The sequence below is a fragment of the Streptomyces sp. R-74717 genome (assembly GCF_047305335.1).
Taxonomy (GTDB): Bacteria; Actinomycetota; Actinomycetes; order Streptomycetales; family Streptomycetaceae; genus Streptomyces; species Streptomyces atratus.
In genome coordinates, this window is the sequence record NZ_CP102361.1 from 8,309,753 (window position 1) to 8,326,809 (window position 17,057).

At 70.9% G+C, this 17,057-nt stretch carries 14 protein-coding genes; 11 read left to right on the forward strand and 3 right to left on the reverse strand.

Translation table 11 applies throughout. The features are described 5' to 3' along the window. The first annotated feature begins 1 nt into the window (after position 1). The gene (locus NRF20_RS38160) at positions 2 to 2,281 is read left to right on the forward strand and encodes a penicillin acylase family protein (RefSeq protein WP_413754051.1); all 2,280 of its coding nucleotides are present in this window, start codon (positions 2 to 4) and stop codon (positions 2,279 to 2,281) included. Between the two features lie 52 nt (positions 2,282 to 2,333). On the opposite strand, the gene NRF20_RS38165 is transcribed toward NRF20_RS38160, so the two are convergent. After that, entirely contained in the window at positions 2,334 to 3,119 is a 786-nt protein-coding gene (locus NRF20_RS38165; protein ID WP_413754052.1) for a thioesterase II family protein, read from the reverse strand. 142 nt (positions 3,120 to 3,261) lie between these two features. Here NRF20_RS38165 and NRF20_RS38170 point away from each other — a divergent pair, with 142 nt between their 5' ends. The 8 genes from NRF20_RS38170 to NRF20_RS38205 all read left to right on the forward strand — a co-directional run bounded on the left by NRF20_RS38170 (position 3,262) and on the right by NRF20_RS38205 (position 13,258). Further along, entirely contained in the window at positions 3,262 to 4,284 is a 1,023-nt protein-coding gene (locus tag NRF20_RS38170; protein WP_413754053.1) for an ornithine cyclodeaminase, read from the forward strand. A gap of 880 nt (positions 4,285 to 5,164) precedes the next feature. Continuing rightward, complete coding sequence (locus NRF20_RS38175) at positions 5,165 to 6,880, forward strand: DUF885 domain-containing protein (RefSeq protein ID WP_398630858.1); 1,716 nt, start codon at positions 5,165 to 5,167, stop codon at positions 6,878 to 6,880. A 189-nt stretch (positions 6,881 to 7,069) separates the two neighbouring features. Then, the gene (locus NRF20_RS38180) at positions 7,070 to 8,368 is read left to right on the forward strand and encodes a trans-sulfuration enzyme family protein (protein ID WP_398630859.1); all 1,299 of its coding nucleotides are present in this window, start codon (positions 7,070 to 7,072) and stop codon (positions 8,366 to 8,368) included. A 268-nt stretch (positions 8,369 to 8,636) separates the two neighbouring features. Beyond that, on the forward strand, positions 8,637 to 9,305 hold the full coding sequence (locus tag NRF20_RS38185; protein WP_413754054.1) for a hypothetical protein: 669 nt from the start codon (positions 8,637 to 8,639) through the stop codon (positions 9,303 to 9,305). Between the two features lie 18 nt (positions 9,306 to 9,323). After that, positions 9,324 to 10,637 (forward strand): lysine N(6)-hydroxylase/L-ornithine N(5)-oxygenase family protein, encoded by a 1,314-nt coding sequence (locus NRF20_RS38190; protein ID WP_398630861.1) that lies wholly within the window; start codon positions 9,324 to 9,326, stop codon positions 10,635 to 10,637. Next, positions 10,634 to 10,795, forward strand: coding sequence for a hypothetical protein (locus NRF20_RS38195; protein ID WP_398630862.1), 162 nt, complete (start codon positions 10,634 to 10,636; stop codon positions 10,793 to 10,795). The genes NRF20_RS38190 and NRF20_RS38195 overlap by 4 nt, the downstream gene beginning before the upstream one ends. Then, positions 10,792 to 12,651, forward strand: coding sequence for an amino acid adenylation domain-containing protein (locus tag NRF20_RS38200; RefSeq protein ID WP_413754055.1), 1,860 nt, complete (start codon positions 10,792 to 10,794; stop codon positions 12,649 to 12,651). The genes NRF20_RS38195 and NRF20_RS38200 overlap by 4 nt, the downstream gene beginning before the upstream one ends. Continuing rightward, positions 12,644 to 13,258 (forward strand): TOPRIM nucleotidyl transferase/hydrolase domain-containing protein, encoded by a 615-nt coding sequence (locus tag NRF20_RS38205; protein ID WP_398630864.1) that lies wholly within the window; start codon positions 12,644 to 12,646, stop codon positions 13,256 to 13,258. The genes NRF20_RS38200 and NRF20_RS38205 overlap by 8 nt, the downstream gene beginning before the upstream one ends. Before the next feature lie 154 nt (positions 13,259 to 13,412). Here NRF20_RS38205 and NRF20_RS38210 read toward each other — a convergent pair whose 3' ends face one another. Continuing rightward, positions 13,413 to 15,182, reverse strand: coding sequence for a cation:proton antiporter (locus tag NRF20_RS38210; protein WP_398630865.1), 1,770 nt, complete (start codon positions 15,180 to 15,182; stop codon positions 13,413 to 13,415). A 259-nt stretch (positions 15,183 to 15,441) separates the two neighbouring features. Here NRF20_RS38210 and NRF20_RS38215 point away from each other — a divergent pair, with 259 nt between their 5' ends. Together NRF20_RS38215 and NRF20_RS38220 are read left to right on the forward strand one after the other, a co-directional pair. After that, positions 15,442 to 15,888 (forward strand): DUF6325 family protein, encoded by a 447-nt coding sequence (locus NRF20_RS38215; protein ID WP_266363875.1) that lies wholly within the window; start codon positions 15,442 to 15,444, stop codon positions 15,886 to 15,888. An 89-nt stretch (positions 15,889 to 15,977) separates the two neighbouring features. After that, on the forward strand, positions 15,978 to 16,274 hold the full coding sequence (locus NRF20_RS38220; RefSeq protein WP_413754056.1) for an SHOCT domain-containing protein: 297 nt from the start codon (positions 15,978 to 15,980) through the stop codon (positions 16,272 to 16,274). 33 nt (positions 16,275 to 16,307) lie between these two features. Here NRF20_RS38220 and NRF20_RS38225 read toward each other — a convergent pair whose 3' ends face one another. Further along, the gene (locus NRF20_RS38225) at positions 16,308 to 17,015 is read right to left on the reverse strand and encodes a hypothetical protein (RefSeq protein ID WP_398630867.1); all 708 of its coding nucleotides are present in this window, start codon (positions 17,013 to 17,015) and stop codon (positions 16,308 to 16,310) included. Positions 17,016 to 17,057 lie beyond the last annotated feature (42 nt).

Here is a 17,057-nt window from a genome sequence, read left to right on the forward strand (position 1 = left end):
CATGCGCCGCCTGTTGCTGCTGCCAACAGCCCGGGTGGTGGGCGCCGCGGGCGCGGCCACCGTGCTGCTCGCGGGTGCTGTGCTCGCGTGGCCGTGGATGTCGGCGGCCGTGTTCGCCGCGGGCGCGGCCGGTATCGCAGGCTACGTGCACCGCAACTGTGGCCGGGTCGCAGTTGAGCGACGGATGCTGCGCGCCCTCAAGGACTCGGCGCCACGCTGTCCTGGTGACGTCGAGGTGCCCACGCTGACCGCACCGGTGCGGGCCGAGTGCGGCGGCGACGGCGTCACCCGGATCACCGCGCAGACCTACCACGACGCGGTCCGCGCGCTCGGCTACACGATGGCGCGTGACCGCGGCTTCCAGCTGGACCTCGTGCGCCGCACCGGAAGCGGCCGGCTCGCGGAGGTGTGGGGCCGCACCGCCCTGCCGTTGGACACCGTGTACCGCCACCTCGGGCTCGCCGCCGCGGCCCACGCCGCGACCGAGAAGCTTGCCGAGCCGGAGCGAGAGCTGCTGACCGCGTTCGCCGACGGGGTCAACGCCGCCTTCGCGCACGAGACCCCGTTCGAGTGCCGGTTCCTGTCCTACCAGCCGCAGCCGTGGCAAGTGGAGGACAGCGTGCTCACCGCGCTCGTGCTGTCGCACTCGTTGTCCTGGAACGAGGAGGCCAAGCGGGCGGAGGCGGTCATGCGCCGCGCGCTGCCCGGACCCATCGCCGACTTCCTCCTGCCCGGCGGCGGAACTCCGGCCCTGCCCGCCGGCCTGGCGCGCCATCGCGGCGAGGTGGGAGCCTTTGACCTCGTCGCCCTCGACAGCGCCGTCGCCGGCTCCAACTGCTGGGTCGCCACGGGAGACGAGCCGCTGCTCGCCTGCGACCTGCACCTGGCGCTCGGCCTGCCCAACGTCCTCTACGAGGTCGACCTCGCCTGGCCCGGCACCCGGCTGCGCGGCCTCGCGAGCCCCGGCCTGCCGGTCGTGCTCACCGGCACCAACGGGCGGATCGCCTGGGGCGTCACGAACCTCACCGCCGACGTGCTCGACCTGGTCCCCGCCGGTCAGGACGGCGTGCACACCAGGACGGAACACGTCCGCATCCGTGGCCGCCGACCGGCCACCGTGGATATCTCCACCGACGGCACGATGCCGGTCTCGCAAACCCCGCTGTGCGGCGAGAAGATCGCCGTCCGCTGGGCGGGGCACGACCCCCGCGCCGCCGACCTGCGGTTCCACCGCCTCGCCCACGCCACCAACGTCGACGAGGCCGTCGCGGTCCTCGACGACGCACACGGCGTCGCCCTCAACGTCCTCGTCACCGACCGGGAGCGGATGGCGCACCTGGCGACGGGTCTGCTGCCCCGCCGTCCGGCCGGTACCTCGCGCACCGAACCCGCCGACGGCCACCTCACCGGACCGGAACGCCCGCGGGTCGTGGATCCCGCCGACGGCATCCTTGTCTCAGCCAACGACGCCGCCCTGCCCGAGGACGAGTTCCGGATCGGCCTCGACCTGGACCCCGGCCATCGAGCCCGCCGCATCCGCGAAGTCCTCAGCGCGACCGAACGGCACGATGCGGCCGGCATGCACGCACTGCAGCACGACATCGCCGCTGATCTGTACCTGCCCTACCGTGACCTCGCGGTCGCCGCGCTCCGGCCCACCGACCCCACCCGGTCCCTGCTCAAGGAGTGGGACGGTACCGCCGCGACCGACTCCCGCGCCTTCGGCGTCCTCGTGCGACTGCGCGACGTCCTCGCCCGGCGCGTCCTCGCACCGTATGTCGCCGTCTGCCGCGAGCACGAACCCGCGTTCCGCTTCCCGTTCCGGGACTTCGACCGACCGCTGCTCGCGATCCTCAACGCGCGCGACTGCGCGCTGCTGCCCGCCGGGACGACCGACGTCGACGGCTTCGTCGCCGACTGCGTGACGGCGGCACTGCGCGAACGCCCGCAGAAATGGGGCCGCCTGAACAGGGTCGGCCTCAAGCATCCGCTCGCCTCTCTCGCGCCGTGGGCGGATGCCATGCTCGGCATCCGCCCACGCCCGCAAGCCGGGATGCTGCACACCGTCCGCACCGCCGTCCCGGGGTTCGGCGCGGCCGGCCGGGTCGTGGTCACGGTGGACGACCTCGTCACCGCCGAGCTGCCCGCGGGCCAGTCCGGGCACCCGCTGAGCCCGCACTACGCGGACCGTCATGCCCGCTGGGCGAGCCTGTCCCCGCTGCGGCCACGAGCACGCCGTGCCGGCTGCGGCCACGTGCTCAGCCCCCCGGCAGGCCGCTGACGTGCCCGGTGGTGAAGGGGATGACAGCGGCGCGACGAGCGAGCTGCCCGGCTCATCCGACCGCTTGCTCCTGCTCCGCCGGGGCTTCGGCCGCTTCGCCGAAGTCCCGGCGGATCTCATCGAGCAGTGCCTCCGGCGCGGAGAGGAACTCGAAGTGGTTGCCGTTCAGCTCGACGAACCGGCAGTCGGCCGAGGTGTCCTGCCAGCCGCCCATGAGCTTCGAGGGGATCTCGACGTCCTCGGACCAGCCGATCGCGGTGATGCCCGCGGGAATGGTGATGCGGCCGGGGGAGTACCGCTTGTTCGCCTCGAGGTCGTTGACGAGGACCTCAAGGCCCATCTCGATGAGAGGTCCGCTCGGCTCGCCGCCGAGCCTGGTGATGATGTGTCCGAGTTCGGTGCGCAGCCCGTTCCGGTCCAGTTCGAGCAGCCGCCCGTACGGCCCGTCGTGCGGCGCCACCTGCCCCGAGACGAAGATTCTTTCGGGCAACGGGAGTCCGGCCGCGGCGAGTTGCCGGGTCACCTCGACGCCGGGGAGTGCTCCACCGCAGTGCCCGAAGAACGCGAAGGGCCTGTCCAGGTACGGCCGCAGGTACTCGACGAGATCCCGCGCCATGTTGTCGTAGGTCTCGTAGTGCGGTTCGGCGATCCGGTTCTGCCGGGCGGGCGGCTGGATCAGGCAGACGTCGATCGCACCGATGCGGTGCGGCCACGCCTGGTACATCGAGGCGCCGCAACCCGAATAGGGGAACATGAAGATGCGGGCCGGTGCGTGGGGGGCCGGGCGGCGCAGGAGCCAGCGCGGCGGCTTCTTGGGACGAGGCTGCGGTGAATTCATGCGGGCGACCGTAGAGGAGGCCGTCCGAGCACTTCAAGGTCGTCGCGTTTCCCTTGGACCGACCGGCACATGGGGGGCTGCCCTTCTCCCACCCCCCCCATGTGCCGGTCGGTCTTGTTCCGTAACGAGAAAGGAAGTAGCAATGCAAGCCTTGTCCAGGCCGCTGCAGTACCTCGACGGTGTGACCGTCGCGTCGTTGTGTGCACGGATCGATCCGCTCGAGGCGGTCACCGAGGCGTTTCTCGCTGTGCGTGCGAACCGGTCCGGAGTGGCGACCGAGGCGGCGTTGCGCTGGACCGCCCCGGACGGAGCTGCGGCCCGCAGCCTCGTCCTGCCCGCCTGGCACGAGGGCGCGTACGGATGCAAGATCATCAACGCCAGCCTGGGCAACCCGGATCGCGGCCTGCCCCGTGCCGCCGGTCTGATCCTGTTGTACGACAGGGAAACAGCCGAACCGGTCTGCATCATGGAGGGCGCGTACATCAGCGCCCTGCGCACCGCGGCGGTCTCCGTGGCGGCGCTGCGCGCGGTCCGCCCTCTGCCCACGGTGGACCGGGTGGCCCTGCTGGGGTGCGGTCGTCAGGCACGTACGCACCTGGATCTGTTGGCGGCCCATGGCGCGGTGAAGTCGGTGATCGCCTACGACCTGTCGCCGTCCCGGCGCGAGGCCTTCGCCGATGACCTGCGCGAATCGCTGCCGGAGGTCGACGTCGAGATCGCGGCCGACCCCGAAGAAGCGGTCCGCTCGGCCCCGGTCACTTTGGCCACCACGACGACCACGACCCCCTACGTACCACTGGCCTGGCTGCCGGAGGGTTCCGTCTTCCTCAACGTGTCCCTGGACGACGCCGCCGAGGACGTGCTCCTGGGCGCCGAGCACCTGTTCGTCGACGACTGGCATCTGGTCAGCGAGGACGACACCCGGCTCCTGGGCCGCCTGGCCCGGGCCGGCCGCGCCACCGGCCCGGGCACCGAGGCCCCGGGAGCCCGCCAGGTGGACGCGGACCTTGCCACGCTCCTGTCCGGCGCCTACTCGCGCCCGATCGCCCCCACCGACCGGACGGTGATCAACCCGTTCGGCATGGGCGTCCACGACGTGGCCCTCGCGACCCGCGTCCACTCCATCGCCCGCGACGAGGACGCCGGCGTGCTCCTGCCTCGCTGACCGCTCCGCCTCCCATTGCCGGCCGGTGCCTGCGAGGTGCCGCCGGCCTGACCGGCCCCGTGACACCGGCCGGCGGGCCGGCGGTGCGCGCCTGACGGAGGTGCCGACGGCGGCGTCCAGGGCGTCGCCGCCGGCCCGGGCCGGGCGCGGGTGAGCGTGGGTTTCCACCGGGAGATGCCCCGGGTTGCCGTCGGGTACGGCGAGAGCGGCGAGGCCGCCTCCAGAGCCCGCCTCCAGCGGTATCGACCCGGTCACGAACGGTCGCGCCCCTGGGCGCTCACCCCCCGGCCTCACTGCTGTCTCACCCGGTGAGTACGCATCACGCCTGTGCCGGTGTCCAGGCCGCGGGAGGCGCTGCCAGGGGCCGGTCATGCCGGCCACAGGGGCCGCGGTCCCCAGCGTGGGACCACACAGAAGGTCATGGGCGCGGAAGGCGACCGGTTCGTGCCGTGAGTTCCGCCGCGGGGCCGGCACCAGCGGTTGGCGGTTCGGCTGCCGTCGTCCGGCGCCACAACTCACATATGACGGAGCGTCACCTCGAACGGCGCCCGCACGGGTTGCCGTCCGCGCGCATCGGTTCGCGAAGGCGTCCGGCGCCGCCGCTGCGTTGCCAAACTCTCGAAGCCGGCGGCGAGTTGTCCAGTTCGGCCGCGCGCCGGCATACGCCGGAGCCGGGAGGCCGGCCGGTGGCCGCACCGTTGCGTTCTGCCAGGTCGGCGTTCAATCGGCCCTTGATTGACCGGTCAATCGTGTCGCGCCATGATCTGTTCCTCGGCGGTGCGGTGCACCGCGTTCCAGAGTCCGCTGCGTGGTCCATGGCGTAACGCCGTGCCTCCGGACAGAGCCAGTGACTGATTGACACAGGGGGAGGTGGAGACAGGTGGGCGACGACATATCTGCCGACTCCCGCGCGGTGCGCGATGTGGCTGATGCCTACGTCACAGGGCTCGCCCGGCTGGACCCGGGCATAGCTACCTACCTGGGTGTGCCGGTGGGGCAGGACGAGATGCCCGACCTGTCACCGGAAGGCCGCGCCCGGCTGGACGACCTGTCCCGCGCGACCCTCCTCGACCTGGACAGGGCCGAGCAGGCCGCGGTGGGCCCCCTGGCCGCCGTGGAGCGACGGTGCGGGCGGTTGCTGCGCGAGCGTCTTCAGGCCGACTTGGCCATCAGCACCGACGACGAGTACCTGCGTGAGGTCGTCAACGTCTACGGCCTGCAGCAACGCGTCCAGGACATCTTCCAGTTGATGCCGACGGGCACCGCGGACGACTGGGCAGCGGCCGCGCGGCGGATGAGCCGTGTTTCGCGGACGCTCGACGGCTTCCGGGAATCCCTGACCCGGGCGCTGGAGAAGGACCAGTTCGTCGCGGCGCCGAGACAGGTCCGCGTCGTCGCCGACCAGCTCGATGCGTGGATCCGCGACAGCGACGGCCGGGGCTGGTACGCCGGCTTCTGTGCGGACGCCGACGTGCCGCCGCCGCTGCGGTCCGAACTGGACAAGTCGGCGGGCCTGGCCGTCGCGGCGGTGGCTGAGCTGCGGGACTGGTTGCGCGCCGACTGTCTCCCCAGGGCCGAGGCCCAGCCCGACGGCGTGGGCGCAGACCGGTACCGCACCTGGGCCCGGTTCTGGACGGGCGCCGGACTCGACCTGCACGAGACCTACGCGTGGGCCTGGGGGGAGTACCGCAGGATCCGGGCCGAGATGCGCGCCGAGGCGGAGTCTGTGCTGCCCGGAGCCACGGCACGCCAGGCGATGCACCACCTCGACCGGCACGGCGAGGCGGTGGACGGCGTGGAAGAGGTCCGGCTGCGGCTGCAGAGCTGGATGGACGAAGCGCTCGACGAGCTCGACGGGAAGTACTTCGAGCTGGCACCGCCGGTGCGGGTGGTGGAATCCGCGATCGCGCCGGCGGGCAGTGGCTCGGCGGCGTACTACACCCCGCCGAGCGTGGACTTCTCGCGCCCCGGCCGGACGTGGCTGCCGACCCGGGGACGCACGCGGTTCGCCCTGTGGAGCCTGCGCAGTGTCTGGTACCACGAGGGCGTGCCGGGCCACCACCTGCAACTCGCCCAGTGGAGGCACCTCAGCGACCAGCTGTCGACGTACCAGGCCGGCCTCGGCGGCATCGACGCCTGCACCGAGGGCTGGGCGATGTACGCGGAGCGGCTGATGGACGAGCTCGGCTACCTGCGCACCCCGGGCGATCGCCTCGGCTTCCTCGACTGGCAGATGCTGCGCGCCGTGCGGGTCCTGATCGACATCGGCGTGCACCTGGCCCTCGACATCCCGCGAGACGCCCCGGTCGGCGCGGGTCAGGCATGGACTCCCGAGCTCGCGAAGGAGTTCCTCGCCGTCCACAGCGGGCAGACAGCCGAGTTCGTGGACAGCGAGATAGGACGTTATCTCGGCCTGCCCGGTCAGGCGATCTCCTACAAGTTGGGAGAGAGGGCCTGGCTGGACGGCCGGGCCGCGGCCGGGGCGGCGCACGCGGATCGCGGCGAGCGGCTGGACCTGAAGTCCTGGCACACAGCCGCATTGTCGCTCGGCCCGCTCGGTCTCGACGACCTCCAGGACGAACTGGCCCGGATCTAGTCATCCGGTCCGGAGGCGCGGCCTGTGCCGTGGCCGAAGACACCTCGGCACGGAGCGGCCCACGGTGAAGGGAGAACCCGCCCTTGCGCCGTCCGCCGCCACGCAGATCATCAGTCCACAGCATCACCGGGACAGAAAGGAAGCACTCGTGAGCAACGGGCCGACGGAGGCGGAAGGCAGGTCGCTGCTGTGACGGACGCCCGATTCACGACCCTGGCCATCAGCGGGTCCTATGACCATGCGGAGTCGGCCCATCACCTCGGTTCACTGAGCGAGCCCGCCCATCTGGCGACCGCGCAGAGCTTCCCGTCGATGGACGCCATGCTCGCCGCCACCGCGGAGGACGGCGACGGCTGGGTGTACTCGCGTCGGGGCAACCCGACGGTCCGCCTCCTGGAGCAGACCGTGGCGGCGCTGGAGGGATACCGGGTCGACGCCGAGGTGAGCGCCACCCTCACCGCGACCGGGATGGGCGCGATCACCCTGGCCACGATGCCGCTCCTGTCCGCGGCTGCCGGGCCCAAGCCCAACATCGTGGCGTCACCGCAGTGTTACGGGTCCACCACGATGGTCTTCAACAAGCGGTACGGGGAGGAACGGGACGTCGACGTGCGCTGGGTCGGTGACCCGCTGTCGGTCGAGGACTGGGCCCGCCTCATCGACGGCGAGACCCGGTTCCTCTACGCGGAGGTCCCGTCGAACCCGACGGTGCAACTCGTGGACATCCCGGCGCTGGCGGCGCTGGCCCGGCAGGCGCGGATCCCGCTCATCGTCGACGCGACCCTCGCGACGCCCGCGCTGCTGCGCCCGCTGGCCCTCGGCGCGGACGTGGTGGTGCACTCGCTCACCAAAGCGGCCGGCGCCAGCGGCCGGAGCATGGGCGGAGCGGTGATCGCCCGACACGACCTGGGGTTGCGCGGGCAGCCTGCGCAGCTGTCGGCCGACTACGCCGGCTATCTGCGCCGTGGTCCCCTGCGGGACATGGGCGCGGTCATCAGCCCGTTCAACGCGTGGACGATCCTTGCGGACATCCGGGAAGTGCGCGGCCGGGTGGACGCCATGTCCCGCACCGCGCACGGGGTGGCCCGGTACCTCGCGGAGCACGCCGGTGTCGTCGAGGTCTTCTATCCGGGACTGGAGAGCCACCGGTCTCACCGAATCGCCGAGCGGGACATGTGGCTGGTCGACAGCGAGCTGGACGGGGGCGAGGCGGAGAACCGGTTCGGTTTCCTTGTCTGCTTCCGCCCGAGGGGCGGTGTCCGGGCCGCGCACGAGGTGATGGACCGCCTCAGGCTCATCTGGCGGGCGAACAACCTCGGTCAGGTCAAGAGCACGGCGACGATTCCCGGGGCCACCACGCACAAGCAGGCCGCGGACGCCGATCCCGCCCGGGTCCCGGTGCCGCCGGACATGATCAGGCTGAGCATCGGAATCGAGCATCCGGCCGACATCATCGAGGATCTCGACCAGGCGCTGCAGGCGCGGTGAGAATCCCGTGAAACCTCCGATGAAATCCATGGCTTCGGCCGTTGCCGAGCTGAGTCAGCAGGAGGAGACAGTGGAATTGGAAGCTGCGTTGACCCATGTGTACAAAACCCGGTTGGCGCTGATATCACCACCACGTACCGGGTCGACCGCCGTGGCGCGATTGTTGTGGCAGCACCCGTCGTTGACGCACCACTGCCACGAGCCTTTCGAGGCTTGCTACTGGGGTGATCAGGGCCCGGAATCGGTCGAAAGCATTCTGTTCAACCCCATGGAGGTCACGTCGGGCGAGCGGGTCGCGCTGGCCGACGTGCCGCGGGGCAGCGGCCTGCTGATGAAGGAGATGAGCTTCCAGCTCAGCGAGGCCCAGTTCGCGCAGCTCGTCGGGCTCGCCACGGCTCCGCCGATCTTCGTGATCTGCGACCCCCGGCTGTCGACCACCTCCAGGCTGCGCATCGTGCGGGAGCTCAACGGTGCGCAGACCTTCCCCCCCTTCGAGAGCGGCTGGCAGTCGCTGCGCGAGCAGGTGGAGCTGTGCCGGGCGCGGGACATCCCGTACGTGCTGGTCGACTCCGACGACCTGCGGGCCGATCCGGCCGGTGTCACGGCCACCCTGATGGCGGCGGTCGGACTGCCGTCGGTCGGGGGACTGGAGAACTGGTCCCCTCGTCCGGGCCTGCAACTGGTCTCGCCCGAGGTGGGTGAGCTGATGAGCGACGTCCGCAAGGGAGACGACCCGTTCTACCGCAAGGTTCTGGGCAGCAGCGGGATCCAGCCCCGGGGCGAGGTCTGCTGGGAGCGGGAGGAAGCGGCGATCGCCGCCGCGGGCCTTGCCGACGACGTGGCGAAGTGGCGGCACTGGTACGAGGAGATGCGGGCGGACCCGGCACTGATCGCCGGCCGGCGCGCGGAACGGGAGAACAATGCTGACGCGGGATGACGTATGCCGAGGTGCTGCATGACTGATCGACCCAACGCCCAGGCGACTGCGCCGGCCTCCGAACCCGTCGATGTGTTCGGCGTCGGGTTCGGACCCGCGAACCTGTCGCTCGCCATCGCACTGCAGGAGGACCTGCCGCAGGCAGGCGCCTTCTTCCTGGAGGCCGCATCCAACCCGGTGTGGCAGGGGGGACTGCTGCTGGACGGTTCCAACATGCAGAACCACCCGAACCGCGACCTCGTCACCCTGCGCAACCCGCGCAGCCGCTACAGCTTCCTCAACTACCTCTTCGAACAGGGCAGGCTCATCGAGCACCTGAACCTGCCCCTGGAATTCCCGCTGCGCAAGGAGTACGCGCAGTACATCGACTGGGCCACCCGGCAGTTCCGGCCGCAGGTCGCGTTCGGGGCGCGGGCGACGGACATCGCCGTGGCCGAGGTCGACGGCACCCCGGAGTATGTGGTGACCTGCGCGGACGGCTCGCAGCACCGGGCCCGCTCGCTGGTGCTGGGCACCGGGCGTACGCCGTTCGTTCCCGGACCGTTCGCCGGGCTGGACACCCCCCGGGTGTGCCACCTCACCCGGTACCTGCACACCGTGCGGGAGCTGACCGAGAAGCCCCCGCGCTCGATCGCCGTCATCGGCGGCAGCCAGAGCGCCGTCGAGATCGTCCTCGATCTCGCGCACCGCTTTCCGCAGGCGAGAATCGTCAATTACGTGCGGAAATTCGGGCTGCGGCTCAAGGACACCAGTCCGTTCAGCGAGGAGGGCTTCTTCCCCGCGTTCACGGACTACTACTACCGGGCGAATCGGGCGAGCAAGAACGAACTCGACGCGTACATGCGCCCCACCAATTACTCGTCGACCGACGCCGACGTCCTGCACCACCTGTACGCGCTGATGTACGAGCAGCGCCTGGACGGCGATCAGCGGATATTCGTCCGGGGCAACAGCGAGGTCCGGACCGCGGAACCGGACGACACGGGCGTGCGCCTGGAGGTGGAGGAAGTCCACACCAAGGACGTGTCGACGGACCACGTGGACCTGGTGATTCTCGCGACCGGATTCCGCGACCTCGGACCGAATCACCACCAGGAAGCGTATCCGGCACTGCTGGCCGGCGTGATCGACCGATTCCAGTTCGATGACGATGGCTATCTGGTCGTCGAACCCGACTACCAGCTGCGGCCCCACACCGACGGCACGCCACCGCTGTTCCTCAACGGGCTGTGCGAGTCGAGCCATGGCATCGGCGATGCGGGATCGTTCAGCCTGCTGTCGCTGCGTGCCGCGACGATTCTGGACAGCCTGCGCAAGCAGGGGATCGCGTGACCACCACGAGCCGGTTGTGTCCGGTACTGAAATTGGCGGGTTCGATGACTCCGGCGCGGCGTACTGGCGCGGGCAGGATGGAAACCGAGGTCTTCGACCTCGCCGGCTCCCCGGAGCGGGAGTTTGAAGCGGCGTTCGACAAGGCGGGCATCTCATGACAATTGACGACTGGCGGAACGCGACCATCATCGATCTGTTCGACGAACAGGTGCGCCTTCGCCCCGAGGCGACCGCCCTGCGCTTCGACGGCGTTGACATGAGCTATGCGGAGCTCGACCGGCGGGCCGATCTGCTGGCCCGGCACCTGCGCGCGCTCGGGGTCGGCACGGAGAGCGTGGTCGGCCTGTTCGCCGAGCGCTCGTTCGAGATGATCATCGCGCTCGTCGGCATCCTGAAGGCGGGCGGCGTCTACCTGCCCGTGCACCAGAACGAACCCCCCGAGCGGTTCCGTTACATGCTGGAACAGGCGCAGGCCCGAGTCCTGCTGACCCACGACCGGCTGAGCGACCGGGTGCCCGAGATCGACGGCACCGTGGTCAACCTCGATCGCGAGTGGGAGACGGCCCCCGTCGCGGGGCCGATCGAGCCCGGCACCGGCCCCGACAACCTGGCCTACATCTGCTACACCTCCGGCTCGACCGGCATGCCCAAGGGCGTCGGCGTGCGGCACCGCGGAGTGGTCCGCCTGGTGCAGGACGGCGACTACGCCTCGCTGACCGCGGACGAGACCTTCCTGCAGTTCTGCTCGCTGCGCTTCGACCCCTCCGCCTTCGAGATCTGGGGATCGCTGCTCAACGGGGCCAAGCTGGTCGTCTATCCGCCGGGCACGGTGGCGATGCACGAACTGGCCGCGTTCCTGGAGAAGGAACGGATCACCACGCTGTGGCTGACCACCGGCCTGTTCCACCGCCTGGTCGACGACCATCTCGACAGCATGGCCGGGCTGCGCCAGATGCTCGGCGGCGGGGAGCCGTTGTCCCCCCTGCACATGAACGCGCTGCGCCGGGCCTACCCGGACCTGCTGGTGGTCAACGGCTACGGGCCCACCGAGGACACCTGCTTCACCTCCTGCCACGTGCTGACCGATCTGATCGGCGACAGCGTCCCGATCGGACGCGCGGTCACCGACACCCGCCTGTACGTCCTGGACGAGAAGCTGGAGCCCGTCCCCGAGGGCGAGTGGGGTCTGCTTTACACCAGCGGCAGTGGTGTGGCCCGCGGCTACGTGGGGCGCCCGGCGCTCACCGCCGAGCGGTTCGTCCCCGACCCGTTCGCCCCCGGCGAGCGGATGTACAGCATCGGCGACATGGTCCGGCTCAACGCCGACGGCGCCCTGGAGTTCCGCGGCCGGATCGACGACCAGGTCAAGGTCGACGGCTACCGGATCGAGCCCGGTGAGGTCGCGGCGGCCCTGTCCGGCCTGCCGGATCTGAAGGAGGCCGTCGTGCTGGCCCGCGACGACGTCATGCCCGGACGGAAGGTCCTGGTGGCGTACGTCGTGCCGAACGGCCCCGCCGAAGGGCTGGTGCCCAGGCTGCGCCTGGCCCTGCACCACAAGCTGCCCCGGTACATGCACCCGTCCGTCATCGTCGTCATGGACGAGTTCCCGCTGACGCTGGGCTCCAAGACGGACCGGCGGGCCCTGCCGGCCCCCACGCACCTGCCGCGGACCGTGGATACGCCCTACGTGGCCCCGCGCACCCCCGTCGAGGAACTGCTGGCGGACCTGCTGGCCGACGCGCTCGCCCTCCAAGAGGTCGGCACTGACGACGAATTCTTCGAGATGGGCGGCAACTCGCTGCTGGGCATGGACCTCCTCGCCCGCATCCGGACCGTGCTGCACGTGGATCTGCCGGCGGCCGAGTTCTTCGCGGGCGCCACCGTGGCCGGACTGGCGGAGCTGGTCGAACGTCACGCCCCCGACCTGGCAGCCTTCGGCGAGGCGGGCACCCAGTTGTCCCCGGCAGCGACCCGGCGGTCACTGCCCGCGCAGGTGGAAGCGTCCCTTGGCTGACATGAGGTCCTTCCGGGACGCGGTCATCGCGTGGGCGGCGGGTGGCTCCGGTGACCCGGCGTACGAGCTGGCCACGCTGCTGCCCGTCCGGGGGGCCGTCCTGCTCGAAGGGCCGAGCGACGTCGCCGCGGTCGAAGCGCTGGCGGCGGGCTACGGCCGGGACCTGGCGGCGGAGGGGGTCTGCGTCCTGGCGATGGGCGGCGCGATGAGCGTGGCCCGCTTCATCGACCGCCTCGGGCCGGACGGTCTGGACCTGTATCTGACGGGTCTGTGCGACGAGAGGGAACGCGGCTACTACGCCCGCGGCTGGGCGCGGGCCGGGCTGCCGCCGGACTTCTTCGTGTGCGATTCGGACCTGGAGGACGAACTCATCCGCGCCCTGGGCGTGGAACGGGTGACGGAGCTCATCCGGCAGGAGGGCGACCTGCGTCCCCTGCAGACCTTCTTGTCCCAGCCCGCGCAGCGGGGACGCAGCCCGCAGCAGCAGTTGCGGCGGTTTCTCGGTACCAAGAAGGGGCGCAAGATTCGCTACGGCCGGGTGCTGATCGAGGGGCTCCCGCCCGACCGCGTGCCCGCACCGCTGGAGGACCTGCTCGACATCGTCTGACCTCGGTGCCGACGGCGGGCGGCCGGTCGCGGGTGAGCGGCCGCCCGCCGGGGTGCCTTCGCGGGGCCCGTGGTCGGGATCCCCGGGTGACGACACCCGTCAGCCTCCGCTCCGCTGTGCTGCGGCTCGACCGGCCGGCTGAAGACGGCCGCCATCAGGCCGACGGCTTCCTGGACGGGGGACTCAGCAGGACGGCGATGTCTCCCGGATGCGCAGCCGGGATGCGGGTGTTCGTGACCGGGGCGAGCCGCCCGTCAGGGCGGACGACGAACAGCACGTCGTACCCGGCCGGGACGGCTCCGTCGACCCGGTGGGCCACCACCCGGGCCCCGGCCTCGTACCGCCGGGCCAGCTCCGGACCGGTCAGCCCCGCACCGAAGAGGGCCTCGCCCCCGGTGTACGGCGCCACCACGCCCTGGCTGTCGGCGGGCGGCCCGAGACGGTGGACCGGACCTTCGACGCTCTCCCGCAGGGTCATGGAGGCGAGTGCGTTGAAGTCGTCGTCCTCGGTGAGCAGCAGCACGCCGGTGATTCCCTCCAGCTCCGCCCCGGCACCGGTGGCCGCCGCCAGCAGCTCGCCCGGTGCCAGGGGCAGCCCGGCCGCCTCGATCCGCGCCCGCTGGCGGCCGGCACCCGCCCACATCAGCACGTCCAGACCCGCCGAACTCAGCGCGCGCCCCAGGTCGACCGCCCAGGGGGCACCGCCCACCAGAAGCGGCCGGGACCGTGCGGGGCGCAGCACCCCGAGCCGCCGGGCGACGGGAAACGCCGTCAGGCCGTACAACATGACGGTGGCGACGATCACCAGGAAAGTGGCGGGCAGAATCCGTTCGGCGCCGTCGATGCCCTGTGCCACCAGAGCGGCCGAGAACGTGGAGGCGGTCGCCGCGGCGACGATGCCACGCGGAGCCATCCACCCGATGAACCACCGTTCCCCGCCGCGGACATCGGTGCATGCGGTCGCCACGAGCGCCACGAGCGGTCTGATCACCAACACCAGGAGGGCGACCAGGGCGAGTGCCGGCAGCACCACATGTCGGAGGGAGGCCGGGGTGACCGTGGCCGAGATGGAGATGAACAGCAGACCGATGATCAGCGAGACCAGGGTGTCGAGGAACGGCCGGCGCGCTGGAATGTCCAGGTCCGGCAGGTTGGCCATGGCCATCCCCATGACGACCGCGGAGATGAGTCCCGTGTCGTCGCGGAGCGCGTCACAGGCAGCCGCGATGCCGATCACGGCGGCGAGCTGCACCGAGGTGGTCAGTTCCTCGCTCAGCCGCACATGACGGAGCAGCAGCCACAGCACACACGCCCCGACCACGCCGCCCACCGCACCCACCGCGGTGCCGGCCGAGAACTCTGCCACCCGGCTTCCGATGCCCTGGTGCTCACCCGCGACGACGCCATGGAAGACGAGCGCCGCCAGGATGCCGCCGACCGGGTCGATCAGGGAGCCCTCCCAGATGAGGATGCGTTGCAGTCGCTCGGTCGGCCGTACGAAGTTGAGCAGCGGCCCGACGACCGTCGGCCCGGACACGACGAGGATCGCGCCCAGCATCACGGCCGCGCCTTTGGACATGTTCAGCACCGGCACGGCGAACAGGGCGGCCGACACCCAGGTGAGGAGCGCCCCGAGCCAGATCAGCCGGACCACGATGCGCCGCGTATGGCCCTGGAGCCGCTTGATGTCCAGGCCGAGTCCGGCGTCGTAGAGGATCACCGCCACCGCCAGGGAGACCAGTGGAGAGAAGGCGACGCCCAGCAGTTTCTCGGGATTGACGTTGTCCGTCAGTGCCCCGGTGATGAAGCCGACCGGCAGCAGGATCAGCAGTGCGGGCACACGCAACCGGCTCGCCAGCAGTTGGGAGCCGACCGCCAGCACCACGATGAGTCCCACGCCCACCAGCACTTGGTCGGCCGTCACGTCTGTGCCTCCCCGCAGGAATCCGGGCCCGCCCCGCAGGCCGTCCGCGCGCGACAACCATCCGCGTGACGGCAGGGGACGCAAGGGGTGCGGCTCGCACCACTCGGCCATTGGAGGGACGCTGTCCGTCCAATGGCCCAACGGGGCCCGGGCTCACCCACGTCCATGGCCGAGATGCGCTGCGGTCCACCCGCTGTTGCAATGGCCGAGGCCGTGGTCTCCGGCGGAACCGGGGCAGTCGAGATTCTGAGGAGCTGGCGTGAGTGGCGAGAGCGACGAGACGGGACCGATCGACTACCTGGTGATCGAGTTCCCGGCGGGAAGCCGGATGACGGGAGAAGGACTGCCCCTGCTGGTCGACCTGGTCGACCGGGGCATCATCCGGATCCTGGATCTGATCTTCGTCAGGAAGAACCAGGACGGAACGGTCGAGGGCGTGGAACTCTCCGAGGTGACCGGGGACGGCAGCGATGACCTTGCCGTGTTCGAAGGGGCGTCCTCGGGCCTGCTCGGCCAGGACGACATCGACGAGGCGAGTACGGTCCTCGAACCCGGCAGCGCTGCCGGAATCCTCATCTACGAGAACGTGTGGGCGGGACCCCTCGCGGCCGCACTGCGCCGCTCCGGAGGCCGGCTCGTCGCCAACGGGCGTATCCCGATCCAGGAGGTCCTGGCCTCGCTCGACGCGGCCGAGTCCAGGGTCTGAGCCGTTCACGGTCTCGTCGGGCCGACCGTCCCCGCTGACCCTCGGTCGGGCGGAACCGTCCCCGCAGAGTCAGTCAAAGGAGATGCACCATGCCAGGCATTCTTCGCGGCGTCGCCCGTACAGCGGTGATCGCCGGAACCGCCACCTCGGTCTCCAACCGGGTCTCCCGGCGGCAGGCGGGCCGCTGGGCGCGGCAGGACGCCTCGCAGGCACAGGCCCAGCCCGCCCTCGCAGCGCCTTTGCCGCCCGCTCCCACGTCTCTCGCGCCGGAGGACGAGATGAGCAACAAGATCGCTCAGCTCAAGGAACTCGGTGACCTCAAGAGTCAAGGAGTGCTGAGCGACAGCGAGTTCGCGGCTCAGAAGGCCAGAATCCTCGCCCCCTGACGGGTCCGGGCCGGCCGCCGGCGCCGCTGCGGCTCACTGCCGCTTGTCGTCCCAGGGGGTGCCCATCCAGCTGTCGAAGGTGCGGATCAGCGCCGTCAGCGCGGCGGTGAGCCGCCAGTCGACCCACGGTGCGTGGACATGGATCTCGTCGTCGTCCGACCGGAACTCCAGCGGGACATCCTGGCCGGCCCGCCAGATGATGCGCCGCGGCCCCCGCGCCACATCGCCGCTGCCGCTCAGGAGGCTGCCCACGCCGATGGCCACCTGGACGGGGAACAACAGCCACCACACATACCACCAGAAGATCCGGCCCTTGAGGCCGACCGCCTCCTGGCAACCGGTCTGCGCGACCGTCCAGCGGGTCCGCAGCCCCTTCCCGGAGAGGGCCTTCTCGCGGACGAGTGTGCCGATGGGCTCACCCTGCGCGCCCAGCACCCGGTACGTGGCGACGCCATCGGCCGCGGACGTGGTGACCAGGGTCGCCAGCCGGGCCCGGCGATCGGGGTCGGCCCACAGGACGAAGGAACGCGCACCCGTCTTGCGTGCCGCGAGGTACGCGGGTATCCCGCCCTGCGGCAGTTCGCGCTCCACATGGGCGACCACCCGGGACTCCCCGCCGGGCTCGTCCGCGAACTTGACGACATGGCCGATGGGCGCGACCGCATCCGGGGTGATGTCCCCTTCCGCCTTCTTGTCCTTCTTCGGCCGGGGGACCGACTCCAATGTCAGCACGCTGCTCACCCGCGAACTCCTCCGTTGTGTGCCGTTCGGAAGTCGCAGAGT